Annotated in this window: 20 protein-coding genes and 1 pseudogene; 1 reads left to right on the top strand and 20 read right to left on the bottom strand. The window is 60.6% G+C overall.

Features of this window, described 5'->3' with window-relative positions:
• Positions 1 to 481 precede the first annotated feature (481 nt).
• The 20 genes and pseudogenes from FM069_RS09305 to FM069_RS09210 all read right to left on the bottom strand — a co-directional run bounded on the left by FM069_RS09305 (position 482) and on the right by FM069_RS09210 (position 16,436).
• Positions 482 to 1,807, bottom strand: coding sequence for a hypothetical protein (locus FM069_RS09305; protein ID WP_143488022.1), 1,326 nt, complete (start codon positions 1,805 to 1,807; stop codon positions 482 to 484).
• 3 nt (positions 1,808 to 1,810) lie between these two features.
• Positions 1,811 to 5,020 (bottom strand): DUF4815 domain-containing protein, encoded by a 3,210-nt coding sequence (locus FM069_RS09300; RefSeq protein WP_143488021.1) that lies wholly within the window; start codon positions 5,018 to 5,020, stop codon positions 1,811 to 1,813.
• Between the two features lie 8 nt (positions 5,021 to 5,028).
• Entirely contained in the window at positions 5,029 to 5,517 is a 489-nt protein-coding gene (locus tag FM069_RS09295; protein ID WP_143488020.1) for a hypothetical protein, read from the bottom strand.
• Positions 5,518 to 5,520: 3 nt separating this feature from the next.
• Positions 5,521 to 6,426, bottom strand: coding sequence for a phage tail protein (locus tag FM069_RS09290; protein ID WP_143488019.1), 906 nt, complete (start codon positions 6,424 to 6,426; stop codon positions 5,521 to 5,523).
• Positions 6,423 to 7,259 carry a baseplate J/gp47 family protein gene (locus tag FM069_RS09285; RefSeq protein WP_143488018.1) on the bottom strand — a complete coding sequence of 279 codons (837 nt, stop codon included), beginning with the start codon at positions 7,257 to 7,259 and terminating at the stop codon, positions 6,423 to 6,425. The genes FM069_RS09290 and FM069_RS09285 overlap by 4 nt, the downstream gene beginning before the upstream one ends.
• On the bottom strand, positions 7,256 to 7,600 hold the full coding sequence (locus tag FM069_RS09280) for a GPW/gp25 family protein (RefSeq protein WP_143488017.1): 345 nt from the start codon (positions 7,598 to 7,600) through the stop codon (positions 7,256 to 7,258). Before FM069_RS09280 ends, FM069_RS09285 begins: the two co-directional genes overlap by 4 nt.
• Positions 7,597 to 8,190: a phage baseplate assembly protein V gene (locus FM069_RS09275; RefSeq protein WP_143488016.1), complete on the bottom strand. Its 594-nt coding sequence runs from the start codon at positions 8,188 to 8,190 to the stop codon at positions 7,597 to 7,599. The genes FM069_RS09280 and FM069_RS09275 overlap by 4 nt, the downstream gene beginning before the upstream one ends.
• A 415-nt stretch (positions 8,191 to 8,605) precedes the next feature.
• Positions 8,606 to 9,136, bottom strand: coding sequence for a phage tail protein (locus FM069_RS09270; protein ID WP_143488015.1), 531 nt, complete (start codon positions 9,134 to 9,136; stop codon positions 8,606 to 8,608).
• A complete protein-coding gene (gene lysC / locus FM069_RS21705) occupies positions 9,133 to 9,393 on the bottom strand; it encodes an Rz1-like lysis system protein LysC (protein WP_218570289.1) in 261 nt (86 codons plus the stop codon). Before lysC ends, FM069_RS09270 begins: the two co-directional genes overlap by 4 nt.
• Positions 9,320 to 9,679, bottom strand: a pseudogene (locus FM069_RS09265) (Rz-like lysis system protein LysB); the annotation flags it as partial. The pseudogene FM069_RS09265 and the gene lysC, both read right to left, overlap by 74 nt.
• Positions 9,676 to 10,500: an N-acetylmuramidase domain-containing protein gene (locus tag FM069_RS09260; protein WP_143488013.1), complete on the bottom strand. Its 825-nt coding sequence runs from the start codon at positions 10,498 to 10,500 to the stop codon at positions 9,676 to 9,678. The gene FM069_RS09260 and the pseudogene FM069_RS09265, both read right to left, overlap by 4 nt.
• Positions 10,497 to 10,814, bottom strand: coding sequence for a phage holin, lambda family (locus FM069_RS09255; protein ID WP_143488012.1), 318 nt, complete (start codon positions 10,812 to 10,814; stop codon positions 10,497 to 10,499). The genes FM069_RS09260 and FM069_RS09255 overlap by 4 nt, the downstream gene beginning before the upstream one ends.
• A 25-nt stretch (positions 10,815 to 10,839) precedes the next feature.
• Entirely contained in the window at positions 10,840 to 11,058 is a 219-nt protein-coding gene (locus FM069_RS09250) for a tail protein X (protein WP_143488011.1), read from the bottom strand.
• The gene (locus FM069_RS09245; protein ID WP_143488010.1) at positions 11,058 to 11,504 is read right to left on the bottom strand and encodes a head completion/stabilization protein; all 447 of its coding nucleotides are present in this window, start codon (positions 11,502 to 11,504) and stop codon (positions 11,058 to 11,060) included. The genes FM069_RS09250 and FM069_RS09245 overlap by 1 nt, the downstream gene beginning before the upstream one ends.
• A gap of 994 nt (positions 11,505 to 12,498) precedes the next feature.
• Positions 12,499 to 13,527 carry a GGDEF domain-containing protein gene (locus tag FM069_RS09235; RefSeq protein ID WP_143488008.1) on the bottom strand — a complete coding sequence of 343 codons (1,029 nt, stop codon included), beginning with the start codon at positions 13,525 to 13,527 and terminating at the stop codon, positions 12,499 to 12,501.
• A 234-nt stretch (positions 13,528 to 13,761) separates the two neighbouring features.
• The gene (locus FM069_RS09230; RefSeq protein ID WP_143488007.1) at positions 13,762 to 14,169 is read right to left on the bottom strand and encodes a cupin domain-containing protein; all 408 of its coding nucleotides are present in this window, start codon (positions 14,167 to 14,169) and stop codon (positions 13,762 to 13,764) included.
• 71 nt (positions 14,170 to 14,240) lie between these two features.
• Entirely contained in the window at positions 14,241 to 15,065 is an 825-nt protein-coding gene (locus tag FM069_RS09225; protein ID WP_143488006.1) for an AraC family transcriptional regulator, read from the bottom strand.
• A 36-nt stretch (positions 15,066 to 15,101) separates the two neighbouring features.
• Positions 15,102 to 15,449, bottom strand: a complete 348-nt coding sequence (locus FM069_RS09220) for a hypothetical protein (protein ID WP_143488005.1) — start codon at positions 15,447 to 15,449, stop codon at positions 15,102 to 15,104.
• Between the two features lie 13 nt (positions 15,450 to 15,462).
• Positions 15,463 to 15,975 carry an ankyrin repeat domain-containing protein gene (locus tag FM069_RS09215; RefSeq protein ID WP_143488004.1) on the bottom strand — a complete coding sequence of 171 codons (513 nt, stop codon included), beginning with the start codon at positions 15,973 to 15,975 and terminating at the stop codon, positions 15,463 to 15,465.
• Positions 15,972 to 16,436, bottom strand: a complete 465-nt coding sequence (locus FM069_RS09210) for a hypothetical protein (RefSeq protein ID WP_143488003.1) — start codon at positions 16,434 to 16,436, stop codon at positions 15,972 to 15,974. The genes FM069_RS09215 and FM069_RS09210 overlap by 4 nt, the downstream gene beginning before the upstream one ends.
• Before the next feature lie 393 nt (positions 16,437 to 16,829).
• Between FM069_RS09210 and FM069_RS09205 the strand changes: the two genes are divergently transcribed.
• Positions 16,830 to 17,492 carry a hypothetical protein gene (locus FM069_RS09205; protein WP_143488002.1) on the top strand — a complete coding sequence of 221 codons (663 nt, stop codon included), beginning with the start codon at positions 16,830 to 16,832 and terminating at the stop codon, positions 17,490 to 17,492.
• Positions 17,493 to 17,554 lie beyond the last annotated feature (62 nt).

Raw genomic sequence — 17,554 nt, 5'->3', positions numbered from 1 at the left:
GCTCCGCCGGAACCACCTTTAGTGGGTTCGAAAGAGGCGTTATAAGAGCCTCCTGCCCCCCCATTACCGAAGGGGCGTGGGTTAAAGGGGGTAGTTTGGAAAGACCTGTATGCTCCACGGCCGCCACTACCGCCGTTCGAAGAAACGCCATTACCGTTTGCTCCAATACCGGAATAGCCACCAGAAGTGCCGTCTGCGGCTGCGTCGCTTGCAAGCGCGCCCCCGGCGCCTCCTGCACCTACCGCAACTCCTACAGCTGTCGTGATGGTAAGGATGCCGTAGTTGGTAGGGCCGTAGCCTCCAGCCTCTCCATAAAGAGTTGCATAGAACGGATCGCTTCCGCCTCCACCGCCCCCTCCGGCAGTGACAGTAGTCGAGTATTGACCGGGATAAGGAAGTGACCAGTCGGAAGAATTGGCACTCCCGTAGAACGTTCTACTAAAACCCAAGGATTTAGGCCGCATGAACGATCCAGTAAACATTAGAGATCCCCTGAGTCGATCAGCATGCCATAGACAGTTGCACGCCCAGCCATTCTGTAAAACATGAATAAGTCACGCTTTCCTGCGCCATTGAGAGCTGGCGTACCACCTGTCCATTTCACGGTGTTAGGCCAGGCTATTGTTTTTTGCGAACCGCCTTGAATCTCGACATGCCAAGTCACGATGCCCGTGCTGATATCAGGAATGTTATCGAATGAAACAGTGGTAGTGCCAATGAAGCCAGGGCCAGATGAATAGGGAAGAACCTTTACCGTGAAGAACTCACGTAGGCCAATATCAAAAGACAATGTATCGTTACTGTTACGGATTACAGTCCCCAGGTCGGCAAGTGGTCGTACGCGCACATTTCCGATTTCCTGCCAATTCCCCCAGGTATTGTCATCCAGCGCCGGTGAGACCCAGACCCGACCCTGGGTTTCGAAACGCCGTTGCCAGGAACCCGCACCGCTGATATCTGGCCATTGTTTGTCGAACGAGCCAATGCCATACGTGGTCGCGGTGAGGCCGGGAATGGCGAGCCCGTTCGGGCCGCCGTCCATGAAGCCACGAACGCTGCCTTCCGGCACGTTGGCCGGTGTGCGGCTTTTCCAGGTGCGCAGGTCCAGGGTGGCGCCGATCCCGCCCGCGCCGACATTGAGCTTAGTGGCCGGGTTGAAATTGCCACTGTGCCAATTCATCACCCAGGCGGACCAGGTGGCGTCCTGCTTGAAACGAACCGCCAGCAGTGGCGTGCCGGCGGTATCGCTGCCATGCAAGGCCAGTTGCGTGACACGGTTGGCTTGGCCGGTGGTGAACACGTTCCACCAGCGCGCTGCCGTGTCGCTTATGGGCGGCCAGTGATTGGCCACGGCGTCGGCCTGATTGCCGTTGACGGCAATCCAGGTCCCCAGCGGTGCGTTGTCCAGATCGAACACCCCTCGACTGGTCAGGGCTGCCCCCAGGCCCAGCGCTCCGACTTCGAGCAGATTGCCGGTGTCCATACCGACGGTGCGTGTGGCGGCCGTGCCCAGGCCGAGGGCGGCGCGACCGCCGTCGGCGCTGGTGACGGTCAGCAAGTTGCTGCGTACCCAGGCGCTGAGGGTGGTCAACGCCGCAGCGCTGGCGCTGCTGAAGAACGGTAGCTTGTTGGCTGCCGGACTCAACTCGGCCAGGGCGCTGAGGGCCGGCCGCAACGGCTGCAGTTCGGCTACCAGCGCATCGATCTGAACCAGTGCAGTGCGCAAACGCAGGACGTCGTCGCCCAGGTCGTTCTCCGGGTGCGGCAATGGCAGGCCGCGGAGGGTTTTTTCGTCGATGATCGCCATGGGTTACTCCGAAACGATGACGCGCAGATCCCGTACCCGGGGGCGGGCAGCCGGACTGCCAGTGAGGGTCAGACGGACCCGGACGTTGGCGCCGGTGACGCCCGGGGTCACGGAGGTCAGTTCCATCGCCTCGTTGTCCGCACCCGCCGCGGTCGGTGCGTTGCACACTTGCCACGGGCCGGTGTCAACGCGGTAATGGGCGACCACACTGCAGCCGGGCGGCAGGATGGCGTCGTAGACCACGGTCAGCCGTTGAGCAACGCCCGCAGGAATGGCGCGCGTGATATAGGTCTGGTTGTTGCCGAGCGTGCCGGCCACCAGCGAGGTCCCGGGCAGCAGGATGCCCGACAGGTCTTCAGTTGCCCGGATGACGGCCTCTACCGCGATCTGCCCAGTAATGGGTGCGGACAGCTGCAGGTACTGTTCGGCGGCGGTCTCCACCACGCTGCCATCCGGGAACTTCAGACGGAAATCCACCCCGGCGCCAGCACCCGGTGCACGGGTAACCCCCAGCACGGCCAGATCAGTGGCATTGTTCACTTTCACGTTGCCCAACGGCACGACCTTGGTGCGATTCGCGGGGGCATACTGAGCGCGATCCATGGAAAACCACAGGTCGCGATCCTGGTGCGCGGTCCAGGTCTGGGCGTTGGCGGAGGACAGCAGTACACCGACTTCGTAGGGCTGGGAACCGACCCAGGCGCCGAACTCCACGTCGTACTTGCCCAGTTCCGCGATGACCAGCTCTTGGGCCGTATCGTTGGTCATCACCACGAGCGCGTACTCGGTACCGGCGAACAACACAGGCGGCTGGTCGAGGCGGATGGCCGCGATGGATTCGGTGGTCTGGAATACGCTGGCCGGAATCCGCTGCTCAGCCAGCACCTTTCCGGTGGGCAGTCCATTGCTGGTTTCGCGAATATGCAGCAGCAGCGGAGAGTCGCCCGAGCGCTTGCCGCGCAACTTGACCTGGGCCAGTTGGCACGTACGAGTCACGCGGAAAGTCTGGGCAAGTGGATCCACTACGCACGTGTCGGGCTTCGTCCGGTGACCCCACCAGTCCAGTTCGGGGTGATCGCTGCGATAGACCAGTACATCCTCGATCGTGGTGACCTCGGTCTTCGTGACGATTTCTCGGGTGCCCTCGCCAAAATAGACGGCGGTGCCTGTACTTCCGCCCGAGCCGGAGAGGCGTACGCTCTTGCTGCCGGATTGAATACCGGCCGGAATGGTGAAAGAACCTGAGACCACCCCAACGTTGTTGGCGGCCGGCGCAGGGCTGGGCAAAACACTGACCCCGTCGAACGTCATGGCCGTCAGCCGCTCGTAGGGACCAAAACCACGTGCCTCGAAAGCCACCGGGATTTGTCGCAAGGTCCAAATGGTTTCGCGGGCAGTCTGCTCGAATACCTCTCGGGTAACGGTGACCTGGCCGTTCGGAACGAATACGAAGTTACCCGAGTTCTGGATTCGCTGAGTGATGGGGCTGGCCCACACGGTCTTGGTTTCTGTCCAGCGGTCAATTGCCGGCGTCAGGGTGACGGAGGCAGGTACTGGCAGCTGTGAGCCGTAGGCGTTGACGGCCATCCAGCCGGTACGCTTCTGCTGAGCGACCTCCGTTATCGGCGCGAGCTCGCAAAGCGTTGGGCCAGCCACGTCCTGGGAAACACTGTGAAGAGTGGTTGCAATCGCGAGGGTCAATTCGCCACCGACAATGGCCGCACTCTGCTCGAGACCGGCATCGCGTAGTTCATCATTCAGGAACGGGTCGACGAACAGGCCGCGTTTGATCGAGGTGTTACGCAAGCCGGCATCCGAGCGCAGGCGCTGCTCGGCCACTAAGCGCGCCAGGCTGTCCAGGCGATTGCTGTAACGCGCCAGTTCGAACATGGAGGTGACGCGATAACTATCAGGCGCCACGCTACGTGTATCGTTGAGCCACGTCTGGTTGACCAGGGCGAGTGATAGCAGAGTCGAGGGCACCGGGGGCGGGACGGGATTGTCCAGTGCCGGTACGCCACGTAGCCAGACGGCACCGCCCCCCACATTCAGACACAAACGATCGATACGCGGCAGCTTCGTGCGGTAGGTGACCAGTGCAAGGGTGTTGGCGACCCCACCTTCGATGCTGAAGCCGCGAGCATCGGGGTCGATGGGCTGGACATTCTTGATGTAGCGATAGGTGACCGAATAGGTGGAGCCAGTAGCCGGCTCGGCGCCACTGGGCGTCCAGTCCACTGCGGCGGCGCCGAGCTTGTAGTCGGTACCCTTGGCATAGACGGTCGTGCCCTGCTTGACCTGCAACAGATCGATCACACCGTCGTCGGGCAGCGCATCGGCAACGCCGACGAAGGCCCCGTGGGTGACCTCCACGGTACGGTCCATGGTGACCTGCAGCGTATCCAGGGTGGCAATGGCCGGCCGGTTCACGTTGATACGCTGGCGGGCTGGGCCATTCACCAGGTGGGCTTCCGAGCTGATCAGGCGTGTCTCGGGGGCGGCTTCGTAGGTCAGTCGCCGCGAAGTGATGAACTCCAATGCCTGGCCCTGGACATGGGCCTTGCCGGCTGCAACCAGCCAGGTCTGGACATCGCCGGCGGTGCTGCCGTCATAGGTAACGTCCAGCCCTTCGGATACGTAGGTCCCTCCGCCGGTGGACTCCTGATCGTAACGAGCGATGGCCTGGGCAACGCCATCGAGGCTGACGGGCGTAGTGCGTGGACGCACGAAACCGTCAACCACGGTGTATACCGGATAAAACTCCCCATCGCTGCGACTGCCGGCAATGCCCCATTCGGCGACGATTTGCAGGCGATGGGCGCCCGGTTCATTGTAACCACGGGTGCCACTGGCGGGGTTGAGCAGGGCCGGGTCTTCCAGTTCGGTGATCGTATGCTGCACCAGGTAGGCGCCCACGGTCACTGTGCCGGTCAGGGCGATCTTCACTTGCGCCGGCGCGATGCCGCGCACTGCGCCGGCCAGGTACAGGGCTCCGCTTTCCAGGTTGGTGTTACCCGTGGCCGCATCGATCACGATGTTGCAGTCACGCACGATGTCGCCGTCTTTCAGCAGTGCATCGGCGACGCTTTGCAGGCGATCCCGCAGGCCACTCTGCAGCTCGTTGAATTCCGCGGACTGCAGCACCCGGTCAGGGCGGAACAGAATACGGTCGTAATGTTTCGCCGGGTCGTGGCGGTCGTAGTAGTCAGTCATCGGAGGCCTCAGAAGGGCAGTACGTATTCGAAGGTCTGGCGGGTGCCAGCTTCGCGCTTGATCTTGTTGGGCAGGCGTTGCAAGACCTTCATGCGGCCGCGGTCGATCAATTGCGCCGGCGTGAAGTAGCGCTGCCCGGCAGGCAGACCTGCGGCAATGACGGTGCCGTAGAACACTGCCACCTCGCGGATGGTCTCGTTGGCGGCGTCCTCGAAGTCGAAGGTCACCCGGATGTGTGCCCATTTGGTAGGCGTGGCCGAAGGGCGATAGCGCTGGCCACCGGGTAGTTCGATTTCGCCCGTCGGGTCGGGTGTAACGAACTGCCCCTGGGTCAGCGTGCGGCGACCCACCTCATCCACCAGCGTGGTGGCATTGGTAGGCTCGGGCTCCGGGGTTACATCCCAGGCCGAATTGCCGCGGCCCCAGGCGAAATGGATGGGGAGGGAAAGGAACTGCGCGCATTCGCCGATGCGGCCGTCGTCTTGTAACGCTGCCATAGGTCAGGTCTCTGTGTGGGTCTTTGAGGGAATGACGAGGCGCCACAGGCCCTTCCAGGGCCCTGTCCAACCGCGGGAAACGTAGCGAGGCGGCGCCAGGGTGAAACAGTCCATACCCGCAGCCGGAATCGGCGGCGGCAGAAGGTGTGCGACGTGGTCGCTTATCAGCTTGCCCGGCGCAAACAGGGGGGTTGGCAGATTGCGATCGGGCGCCATGGCGCTGATCAGCACGCCCACGCCGCCGAACAGATCCACCTGCCAGGTGCTATCCAGTACCCAGGAGTCCCAGTACATGGCGTCGCGACGCAACGTACTTGCCTGGAGCGCTGCCATGCTGACGATGACGCGTCGCGGCGGAGGCGCCAGTTCGAGGGCAATGCGTTCGCCGAACGAGACCTTCAGACCGTCGATGACGACACCGGAATCGTCGTCCAGCAGGCAACCGTCCCAGCGGCCACGGTCCAGTCGGGCATGGCGCAGGTCGTAGCCATGGAACAGCCGGTAGAACCGCACGTGGGCCGGGATGCTGGCGTCGATCAGGCGACGGATGTCATCCAGCCGTGCCGGTGCCCGCGGAGTGCCCGGGTCGAGGTGCAGCAGAGCACCGTCCTCCTCGACAGCGGTTGAGATCTCGATCCAGGACAGCGCACGCACCACGGCCGCGTCGGTACCTCGTTCGCGCAGCCAGGGCAGGCCTGCGTCCAGCAATGCTTTCGCATCGCCGAAATAGTCGGCGAACTGGGCCAGGAAGTACTGGGCGGCCAGTACCGGCGCAAAGCCGGCAGGAAGTTCGTTCTGCACCCCGGCCGGCAGGTCGGCCAGGACTTCCAGCTCACCCAGCCCCACGGCTGCCACCGCCCGTTCCAGCGGGGTGGCGTTAGGTGGCAATAGCGCTCGTGCGGTAGTCATGCGACGCCCCGGTCGATCAGGTCGAGAGCACCCAACGTGGCGTACTGGTCGGCGCCGATGGCGATATCCGCGGGCAGGTCCAACTCGACTCGCGCCACTCCTTCGCGGTGCAGCGCACTGACGATCCACGATCGAGATACGCTGCGGCCCAACTGTGCATAAGCGGCCAGTTGCTGGGGGAAGGCGGTAGCGATCCGCGCTACCAGGTTGGTAGGTGCTGAGGCTTCACGCCAGATGCGTGCAGTGATGTTCACCGCGCGAGCGACGGCCAGGCGCACGCTGAGGTCGACGCCGAGCATCTTCACCCCAGGGGCATCGAAGGCTGCCCAGGTTGCCGCCAGCAGCGCGGCCGAGTCGGCGCCTGGCGCTAGCCACAACGCGATGTCGACGCGTCCGGGGGTAGGCTGCAGCACCGCTGCGGTGACCACCTGGGTGGAAACGGCCATGGCTACGCCGATGTAGTGTTCACGTGTCCCGTTGCCTGCCATGGCGGCGATGCGCAGCAGCAGTCGCTGCCGGTAGCGCTCATCGGCCTCCCTGGTGAATCGCGGCAGGCCGAACAGTTGGCCGATGTGGTCCAGATCCAGGCCTGTGGCATAGACGATCAAGTTCGCCCGGGCTGCATCGTTGATCCGCGCTCGCAGTAGCATCTCGCGGTAAGCGCTTTCTTGCAGCAGCTTGGTCAGCGGCTCCGATTCCAGCGCGAGCCGAGCGGCCATGGCCTGTTGCTCGGCGGCGGGGAGCAGCGAGAGCAACGCTGCCTTGCGGGTTGCGAGGATCTGTTCGAAGTCGAGGATCTCGACGATATCCGGAGCGGGTAAGGTGGTGGTCATGAAGCACTCCCGAACGCCAGCGGCACGCGCAGGCTGAACGCCACGTTGCTGGCGAGGTTGTACCCCTCCAGCTCGACGACGCCCGAACCTGGACGTTCGCCCATGGCGAGGTTGATGCGCGACAGCTTCAGCCGTGGCTCCCAGCGGTTGAGCGCCATGACGGCCGCGGCTTTGGCCAGCAGCGCGGTGTAGGGGTTGAAAGGGGCGTCGACCAACTCGAACAGGTGCGAGCCGTAGTCGCGGCGCATCACGCGGGAATTGATCGGCGTGGTGAGGATGTCCGCGACGCTCTGGCCGAGATGGTCAAGATCGCCGAGAGCGCTGCCGTTGATGCGATTCATGCGGGTACTCCGGAAAGGCCGTTGCCCGGCTGGGTGCCGGTGTGGACGTGGCCGACCAGACTGGTGCGTTTCGGCCCGGCCTGTACGTCCTCGCTCACCTGCACGACACCCGTGACCTGCTGATTGCCGGTCTGGGTGTAGTCGCCTTGGTGGGTGTAGTCGCCCTCATGGGTGATGGGGCCGACGATGTGGATGCCGCCGTCGCTCACCAGCTCGGTGGAACCGCCTGCGGGCAACGTGGCGCGCAGGTGGTGCGCCTGGCGGTCGTACTCGATGACGGCGCCATCGGCGAATGTCCGACGGTACAAACCTGGGCGATCGGCATTGGCCGGTATCGCAAGGCTGTACAGACCGGTCAGCACCACCGCGTTGCCGGTTTGGCCGGAGGGGCTGAGCACCAGGACCTGTTCGCCGATGGTGGGTGGATCCCAGTCGACGTCGGCGCCAGCTCGGGCTGCGAGCCAGGGCAACCAACCGGTGAGTAGCTCACCGGTTTGGATGCGTACCCGGGGCGGAACGTGTTGCACCTGGGCAACGGTGCCCAAGCGGATCAGGTTTTCGATGAGGCGGGAGAGAGTGGCGATGTCCATGCCGTGATAGTCGCTGCTTCCTCTGCGGGCCGCAGCTGGCGGGGGTTGTAAGCCACAGCGTTACAAGTGGACTGGGCAAAATCAGGAAAAAAGGAGTACTGGCTCGCTTGCCCCAGGCGAAAAACAGACGCGAATGAAACCGTCGTAGGTAACGAACAAGGGAATGGCGGGATATGCACTGTGTGGGCGTAATTGCCCGCTCAGAGGAGCGACCCGAGCGCGTCACGTTGCGGCTGCATATCGTCGAGGAGGGGGCTGTCGTGGCCCCTTCGCGGGGAAGGGGAACCCGAATAGGCGGAAAACGCCGAGGGCGCAGGCACGTCAGGGGGCAGGGTACCGGGGGTGAGCGAGGTGGCGGGAGCTCGCCACCCACTGATGTATAGCATCGAGATCTGTCCGGAGCCTCCCCGGACAATCAGGGGCGGCGTGGTTTTGGGTGGGGCATGGCAAGCGCCATGGCATCTCCCGTATCGGCAGAACGCCATTCCAGGAGCACGTCGCCTTCGGCAATGACCTGCACATCGGTAGGTGATTGATAGGGCTCGTAGGCGGGTTCGGCGGCATGGGTAATGAGAGGGGTCCCATCATCCTGTCGCGCCACCACGACGCGTTCGCTCAGCGGAAGGCTCACGGTCAGATCCACCGTGTCGCCGTCCAGCGAGCCTACTTGGAAGGCGATGCGCTGCGCCTCCGGACTCAGGTTTACCAGGAGTTCGGACTGCTGCATGCGTACCCAGGCCAGCAAGGGCACTATCACGGTATCAGGGTGGCCGGAGTAGCCAGCCAGGGTCAGGCGCAGCGTATAGCGGTATTCGAAGGACAGGGACGGCGCGGAGGTGCAGCGTACCTGTCCATCTTCGACGGATAGCAGCAACCCATTCGGGGTGTCACGCAGGGTCGGGATGGCGCCCAGCAAGTAGGCGCGTAGATTTTCTGGTTTGTTCATCGGGTGACCTGCTGTTGGTACTGGTGGACCATGTCTACCTGGCTGGCACAGGCGGCCCAGTCGCCTTCGATGCGTTCGAGATCAGCGGCCAGATCGCCGTTAGTGGCTGGATTCGCCGGGCTTAGTGTGCAGCGGCTCACCACTGGACACCCATTGACGATAAGCGTCGGCGCCGACGAGGGCGGGGCGCTGGCGCAGCCTGCGAGCCACGTCAGGCAGAGGCTGAGCAGCCCAGGCACGTAGAGCTTGGTTTTCACGAGTCAATTCCTCGAGAGTGCGCTGGCGCTGGGCCAGCAGGTTGCGAGTGGTAGCCAGGCGTTCGCCGAGGGTTCGCTGTGCATCCCGCTGGCGAGTCAGTTCCTGGTCGAGCCGGCTGAGTTGCGTGGTCTGGTGCTCGGTCTCTCGCCGGGCTGCATCCCGTTCCTCGCGTGCGTGCTCGACTTTGGCCTGGGAGGCTTCGAGGCGTACGTGCTGGACCCAGCAAAAAAGCCCCAGGGCCGCGAACAATGCAGACCCCAGCAAGGCCTGCCGCACGAGACTCATGGGTGAGTCACTGCGGCGCTGAAGCGCTCGAACGAGCGCTTGAGCTTCACGTCGTACAGATTGCGAGCGTAGGCCGGGCCGTTGTAGCGCCGGGCAAAGTCGGCCCATTTGCAGCCCTTCAGTGCCTTGAGCAAGGCGGTGTCCGACTCGATGAAGCGCACGAACGCGTCCAATTGATGGCCCTCGCTGTCCGCCATGGCATTGGCGAACGCCTGGGGGTTGGGATAGCCCAGGCGTTGCCAGTGATACCCCATGATCTGGAACAGTCCCCAACTGGCCGACTCGATGCCGGCATTGCCATCGAGCTGGCAGGCCAGCGCCAGGCGCTGGTGCTCCGCCGTACCGCCGACATAGCCACCACGAACCGGATTGACGATGTTCGGATACTGGCGAACCAGCTCATCGACGGTTGCCTGGCGCGTGTCGCGGCTTTCGCCTGGCCGCGGCATCAGCAGCCGTTCGTACATGACATGACGCTCGAACAGGAGGGTCGGCCGGCCGTTGCTCAGGAAACCCGCGCCGTTGCTTTCCACCGCGTTGACCGCCTGCATCGCTGCCAAGGGGACACCGATGCGGTCGGCTGCTTCACGCAGCGCGCCCTGGCGCAAAAGATGGGATGTCTGTTCGCCGGCCAGGGCCGACAGGGTCTTGGGCCCGGCATCCCCATCCACCACCAGGCCGAAGCGTTGTTGAACGCTGCGAACAGCCGCCTCGGTGGCGTCGTCGTATTCGCCAGTGACGGCCACCCCTGCGCCCGCTCGATTCAAGTGGGCTTGAAGGGTGCGGACATCCTGGCCGCGGTCACCGTATCTCAGGATCATGGCCGCGACTCCAGGGGCCGCTCAGCGTAGCGGCGTGCCAGTGAGCGAACGCCCTCGACACCCAGCAGGCCGATAATTCCTCCGATGAAGGGCGCACTTGCCCCGGTCAGGCCAAACACCTCCAGCCCGGAGCTGGCGGATAACGTGATGAACCCGCACAGGGGGGCTTCCAGTGCGGCCTTGCGCAACCCGCCGCCTCCGTAGATCACGCGCAGCGCGGCGATCCAGAAGCCGAGGGCGGCGGCATAGATAGCCGGCCATTGGTGTTCGAGCCAGGTCACTAGCCAGGCCCAGGTATCGGGTTTGTCGAGCATGGATTTTTTTCCAGGGGTCATGTGATCAATCCCAGAGGTTGACAGTGGCGCGCTCGGGAGCGCTGGCGGCGGTCATGACGTCTGGCAGGGATATCGGGTGCCCGGTGGGCAAAAGGGGACCCAGGTGGGCCAGCCCCGGATTGGCTTCCAGCACCTGTTCGGTGATGCCGGCCGTCCGGCCGTAATGGCGCCAGCACAAGCGGTCGAGGGTGTCGCCCTGTTGGGAGCGGACGATGGTCGTCATCAGAGCAACTCCACGTTAACCCGGGGGCGCCCGACCAGGTCGCGCAGCGCCCAGCGCTGGTCGCGTCGGTAACCGTCGCGCTGCGCCAACAGGGCGTTGATGTCGTGCCCATCCTGGTCTCCGTAGCGCTCGATGACCTCCGCGCCAGTCGCAGCCTGGACCGCTTCGATATAAAGGCGCACCAGGGTGGAAATGCCGCGTACCTGTCCGGCCGGCACATCGGCGAGGCGGGTAAATCCCTTGGCTTGCTGGTCGGCCTGCCAGGCAGCCAATCCACGGTTGATATTGATCGCGGCTGCGATGACCGCGGTTTCCAGCCGAGCCGAATCGATCCCCGACTCGATGTGCAAGACTTCGCGCATCTGTTCCAGGTCGATGCTCGGCCAGAAGCCATCGGTGTTGATGTGTTCGGCAGGCGGGGCACCGCCAGCAATGAATCCGCTCATGATCAGGCTCGATAAGTCGGCGGGAGCCGGGGCAGAACAGTAGGGAAAAGGAGTAAACCCCTGTTCTGCCCCGGGCCGCCGGGTTGCGGGGAACCGCCAGGGCAGCGTGGTTGCAGCGGCCGGGATGACCGCCAGCCCTGTTCGCCGTTATCGGGCGATGGAGCTATGGTCGCGGCAGGCCGTTTTCGCGACAACGAGCGGGGCTTGTAGGCCGGAGGGCTACAAGCGCGCGAGCTGCAAGGCGTGGAATTGCTAGGTGTAGCGGTGGCGATAAGCCCGGCTGCTATTTGCCAGAATCCTGGCGCTACAGAAGACGTTGCGGGAAACCAGTCGATGTTTTTCAACTGGCTTGGCGATCAGTGCGGTGCAGGACCTGTCGACAACCGCTCGGAGATTGACCGATGAGAGGCCAGGTCTTCTTCGATACGAGAGTGAGGGGCTTCACGGTGAGGAGCGCAACCAGCACGCTCTTGAGCGCACCCTCGGGTTACAAGCACTCACTCTTCCTAACCTACTGATCTTTTTTATTTTTATAGGGCGCCCCCCATAGCATGATCGACCCATCCAGTCTTGGATCGGACTACTACCGCGTTGGAGCATTCAGAGCAGGGATCGTTGATCGGCAGTATCAGGTCCGTGTCGTTGTTCCTTTCCCTATCCCGTAGCTTTCAAGTAATTCTGCGACGGCGCGCTCCTGAGTCGCTCTTTTGAGAGAATCTACCGCGTCGGTCCATTGGTTATTCATCTGTCCTCTCATGGTCACTGCAACGCCAAAGCGCCGCTTCCACATCTTTGGCGCCGGTTTCAGACAAAGGCCTGGAGTACAGCTGAGCGACGTTTCAGGGCTGAGGCGACCTACCCGCAGCCACTATTCGGTTTCGACCATTCTATTTTGCTTGGTAAATTGCCGCGTCAGCGCGGCCTATAAACGCCTCTAGGTTGTTCGATGGCATGGAGGGGAGCGCTGTCGCGACACCAATACTGCAACTGATGCTCACCCTCTGCTCCTGAAACTCCAAGTCCATACTGGCAACCGCTTCTCTAAGCCTTTCCCCGATCGTAATGCCTGCTCCTCGGTCGTTTTATTAAGTGCGACTATAAATTCCTCGCCGCCGTAGCGAGCAACAAAATCAGGTTCCCTGATGATGGTCTTTAGAGTGTTTGCGACGGCGATTAAACATTTGTCGCCGAACAGATGGCCGTACTTATCGTTTATAGATTTGAAGTGATCGATGTCGACTATCATTATCGTAAGGGGTAAGCCTTCTCGCAGCGATCTGCTCCACTCTCCAGAGAGATGCTGCGTGGCATTTAGCCGGTTGGGAATTTGGGTAAGCCCATCAGTCAGACTCTGTCTCTCGAACTGCGCGGCTTGCTCTTTGAGCATCTCTTTCAAGGGAGCCCCATCCCAGTAATCGAGCTGCACACGTCTTGATGTAGCAAATAAATAGGCAACATTAACAAGCAGTAGAATGGACAATGTAATATTGAGTGTCGTGGGTTCAGCGGCGAAGCCAAAGAGTAAGGGGCCGAACATAACGATAGGCATTCCATACCTAATCGCGGGATCGATCGAGAGAATCGACATGCCGCCGGTGCAGAGCACACCACAAACCACTACGACTGAATAAAAAATCGGGCGAAGCCCGGCATCGTGAGCTGCAAGGGTGGCCACTATCCCCATGATCAGCCCCAGTCCGAGAACAAGTATAAGGAGCGCTAGGCGGGCAATGCGCTCAGAGTACTCAATCAATCTACGCAGGTGGAAGTGGAGTACTACTCGAAAGGCCACAACCACTGACAGGAGTGCTGTGATACATGCGGCATACCCGGGGGCACTGCCAGCCACTCCAGTTGATATGGATATTCCTACCCAACACGGCAGATATACGAATGCCCCCAGAAATGCTCGTCCCTCGACCTCGATGAGCGCGGCCACCCTCATGGAATTTGACGCAGACGGAAGATCAAGCAAGCGTTTGGTGCCAGAACATAGCGTGCTTGTAATGATGGTGTTTTTCACAATGCGAGCTTTCCCTTTCTCGCTTGCGATATCTTTTCCTTGCTAATCACTTGCCGAGATTAAGGCCCGCATTTGTGATCGTTGCGCCGCCTTTTTAGTTTCCCTGCATCATTAGAAGTCACACTGTAGTGAGCGGGTGTCAGCAGCCGAGCCAGCCACTGACCACCCGCCACCGACTGCGCACCACGGACGACCCGCATCCGGTCTAGCCCAGAGGTTGGACGGGCCGCAGTATCAAGGTCTAAGGCTAGTGCCTTCGATCCAAAGATCGCTCACGGCGGTCCTTTCGCCTCCTTCGTGGCCTGTATTCAAAATGCCTCTAGGCTCGATCATCATCACTTTCGCTTCGCCATCGGCTGCTGTCCTGTGCTCAACACCACGCGGAACGACATAAAGCTCGCCGGCACTCACATGGACGCAACCATCTCGCAGATCGATGCGCAGGGTACCTTCGAGTACAAGGAAGGCTTCGTCAGTCTCCGGATGCGAATGCCAGATAAATTCGCCCTCGATTCGCACGACCTTAAACTGGTAATCGTTCATCTCTGCGACGACTCTAGGGCTCCATTGTTGTTCGATCAGCGAAGCCTTTTGAGCCAGATTCACGGCGAACGATGCATGTTGCTGATGGGAAGTAGACATGAAAGATCCTCTGGAATTGGAGCTTCAGCCTATCCATAGCAACGTGTGCGGCTCTTGTACGATCCTGCAAGTCAGCGGGCGCGCCGCAAACGCTCCAACCAGCGTAAAGGCGGCACCCCGAAGCAGCGCGTGAAGTGTCGGGTCAGGTGGCTCTGGCCGTGAAACCCTGCGGCAAGCGCCGCATCCACTAGCGTTAAACCATTCAGAATCAGGCGGCGAAAACAGTCCAGGCGACGGAGCGTGACGAAGCGGTAAGGGCTAGTCCCGTAGAGCGTCCTGAAATCCCGTGACAGGCTCCACCGCTCGCGCCCAGTGACGTGCTCAAGCATCTCCAGAGTAATACCCAAGTGAAGATGCTCCATGATGAATGCCCGGGCGCGTTCGGCCGACTGGTAATCCAGGCGCTTGCGGCCGCTGGGCTTGCCTGCAACGGCACGCAAAGCTACAGCCAAGTCATACAGGGCATCCTGCTCTTCAAACGCTTCTAAGGGATGGTCCACCGCTTGCACGAGTGCTTCGCTGGCATGGTACAGGCGCGGGTCATTCGACAACCCACCGGCGATAAAAGGCAGCGGTTCGCCACCCAGGACGTTTTGTATGAGCGAGGGGTCGATGTAGGCCATGCGGTAGCGAAAACCCGCCTCTGTGCCAGCCATTCCATCATGGACTTCGTCAGGGTGAAGCACGAGAGTGTTGCCTGGCACACCGTGGCGGAGGGAACCTTTGTAGTGAAAACTCTGCACGCCGGCAAGGGTCCGGCCAATCGAGTAGGTATCGTGTCGGTGAGGGTCATAACCATGATTACCAAACCACGCTTCGATGCGTTCTATGCTGCCAGCTTGCGCGCTGCGTATTACCCAGTCGGACGTGGCTGAACGACCCGTATTTCGCACCATGAGGGATTTTCCTGATATTGCGCCATCCTGCCGAGCCTACGCCGCCCGCACCTTATTGTCTTGAATGGCACCTTTCTTGGTGTTGATCTCGGCGTTCATATCGAGCCCTCTTTCCTGATAGCGCTCGGCGATCTCGAACTTCCCCTCGGCGGGCGGGGCCAGGATATAGGCCAGGCCATTGAGTGCGCGCATGCGCTCGATATCTTCGGGTCCCGTTCGCATCAGCAGGGTGTATTGCCGGCAGATCGATGGCGGGATGACCATCGGGCTGTCTTCCTGGCTGCAGTTGATCAGGTCCTCGGTCCTGAGCTGGCTAAACCCAATGAATACGGCGCCAGTCACGGCACAGGCTGCCACCGAAAGCGACACCCACAGACGGCTCATGCGTGAGCCCTGCTCATCGCAGCGCCCTGATGACCGCCGACCTGTCTTCGCCGGGGCGCTGATTCTGGAGCTGTTCAGCGACTTGGGCCGGGGTCTCCCCCTCGCTGTTCGGCTTCGATTTATCGGCGCCGTGCCGAAGGAGAAACGCTATGTTTTCGGGCTGGTTGAGGATGACGGCGCTGTGCAAGGCGGTGTAGGTGCGCTCCCCCTGAGCGGCCCGAATGTCGGCATTCACATCGAGGCCGCTGGCCAGGAATCGTGCAGCCAATTCAAACCGCCGAGGATGCTCGGATTGAAGCACGAAGGCGATTCCGCCATCGGCCTGCAACTGCTGGATATCGGCTGGCTCCATGCGGAAATGGAGCAGGTACTGGCGGCAGATCGGTGCCGGCATGACGAACCCATTGCCAGGCTCGCTGCACAAGATGAGCTGCTGCACACGGTACTGGCGCATTGAGTTCAACGCCAATACTGATATCGAGACCAGGGTCAGAATCACCAGACCAGAGAGCAGCCGCTTGATCATGAGTGTCGGCCCGAGGTGAAGGAGGGGCAGAAAGCGATGGCGCTGCGAACTTCATGGCGTCCGCCGCGGGCGCGCATCACGAACAGATCGGTGCGGAAACGGCGGCTGATTTCAACGCGCACGGTCTCGTAGATTTCAGCATCCATCAGGTCGGAGGCCCGGGCGTGTTTGAACCTGTGCTTTGCGGCCTTCTTGCCGAACCCCTTGATCAACTTGCCTGCATTGGGTCCAGATCGAAAGAGGGACGAGACGAGCGCGTCCGCATATCCCATCGTGTAAGACGCATCGATGCCGGCGACGAGCAGGCCTTGCGCAAAGTTGCGCGTGTTGCCGGTTACCGCCATCGCGTCAATATTGGCGCTATCAGCAGGGAAGAAGAACTTGAGAGCTTGCCGGGTCTCTTGTTCGTCGAGAACAAGTTCGTCCGCAGTGAATGTCCGCAGGTATATCGTGCCTTCCATGGTGCAGCTCTCCGGTGGTGCTGTTGATGCTCCCAAGTGTACCGGCCCGGGGCCATCGCCTTGGCTGACCGGCCTCACATTTTGCGATTAATGTACGGGGGGCGCAAAAAAACAAAGGCCTGCATCGCTGCAAGCCTTTGATTTTATTGGTGCGGCACCAGGAGTCGAATGTCCATGCAATACATTGTTTTATATGGCTTTTTTGTGGGGCTTCATAAAAAGTACCTCTAAAGCTATCCTGCTGAGTGTAGTTGCTTTAATCCTGCCTTTGATATGCTTGAGGCCGATCTGAAATATTTTAAAGTATCTGCATATTGAAAAGGCGCTGCTCTCTCTGCTTTAATGAACAAGTTTAGGTTAATATTTGTGGTGTTCTGTTAGGAGTAGTTGCAGATGAGTGAGCTAAACTTTGACTTGTATAATGTAACCGTCGATGATCTGCAAGAATACGACCTAGCGCTGATCGCAGCATTTGTAGAATTGGTCGGTGCGACAAATGCATATAAGAAAATGGTCGAGGTTGGGGTAGGGAGTTTCCATCAGTACGATATGGCTTGGCGCGAGTTTTTGCAGGCCATTGATCGTGCATGGAATAAAGTGTTAGTGCGATGCCATGGTGAGAAAAAATGGCAAAAGCTCAAGTCGAAGTATGAGAAGTTAAGGAAAGAAGATCCTTTACTTAAGTATGTGGCGCAGGCTAGGAATGTAACGGAGCATTCTATTTCTGATGTGATAATGGATTGGAACGCCAATCTCAAAGCTCAGCCTGTTTTGGGCGGCATACACCTGTCATGGTCGCCTTGGGATAGACCTCTTCTACCCGTTACGAATAGAGGGGCAACTTTCTTGCCGCCGAAGAAGCATTTATCTAAATCAATGGATTATTACCGACAAAAGCGGCCGGGGGTAGAAGAGCCGCGAGTTGTGGCGGAGTTGGCGATGCAGTTTTATGTGAATTTGATGCAGGAGATAACTAATGAAGTATTTCCTGAAATTAAAAAACGTAACGCAGGTGGAGTAAAAGGGAATTCCATTGGGCCGGTTCAGATACTTTAGAAATTCGATGGCCTACAGCTTGCTTGAGGAATAATTTAGATACCCTGCCATTACTAAATTGA

Origin of the sequence: Pseudomonas mangiferae, assembly GCF_007109405.1 — a bacterium.
Taxonomy (GTDB): Bacteria; Pseudomonadota; Gammaproteobacteria; order Pseudomonadales; family Pseudomonadaceae; genus Pseudomonas_T; species Pseudomonas_T mangiferae.
This window is presented reverse-complemented; position numbering and strand designations above follow the sequence as displayed.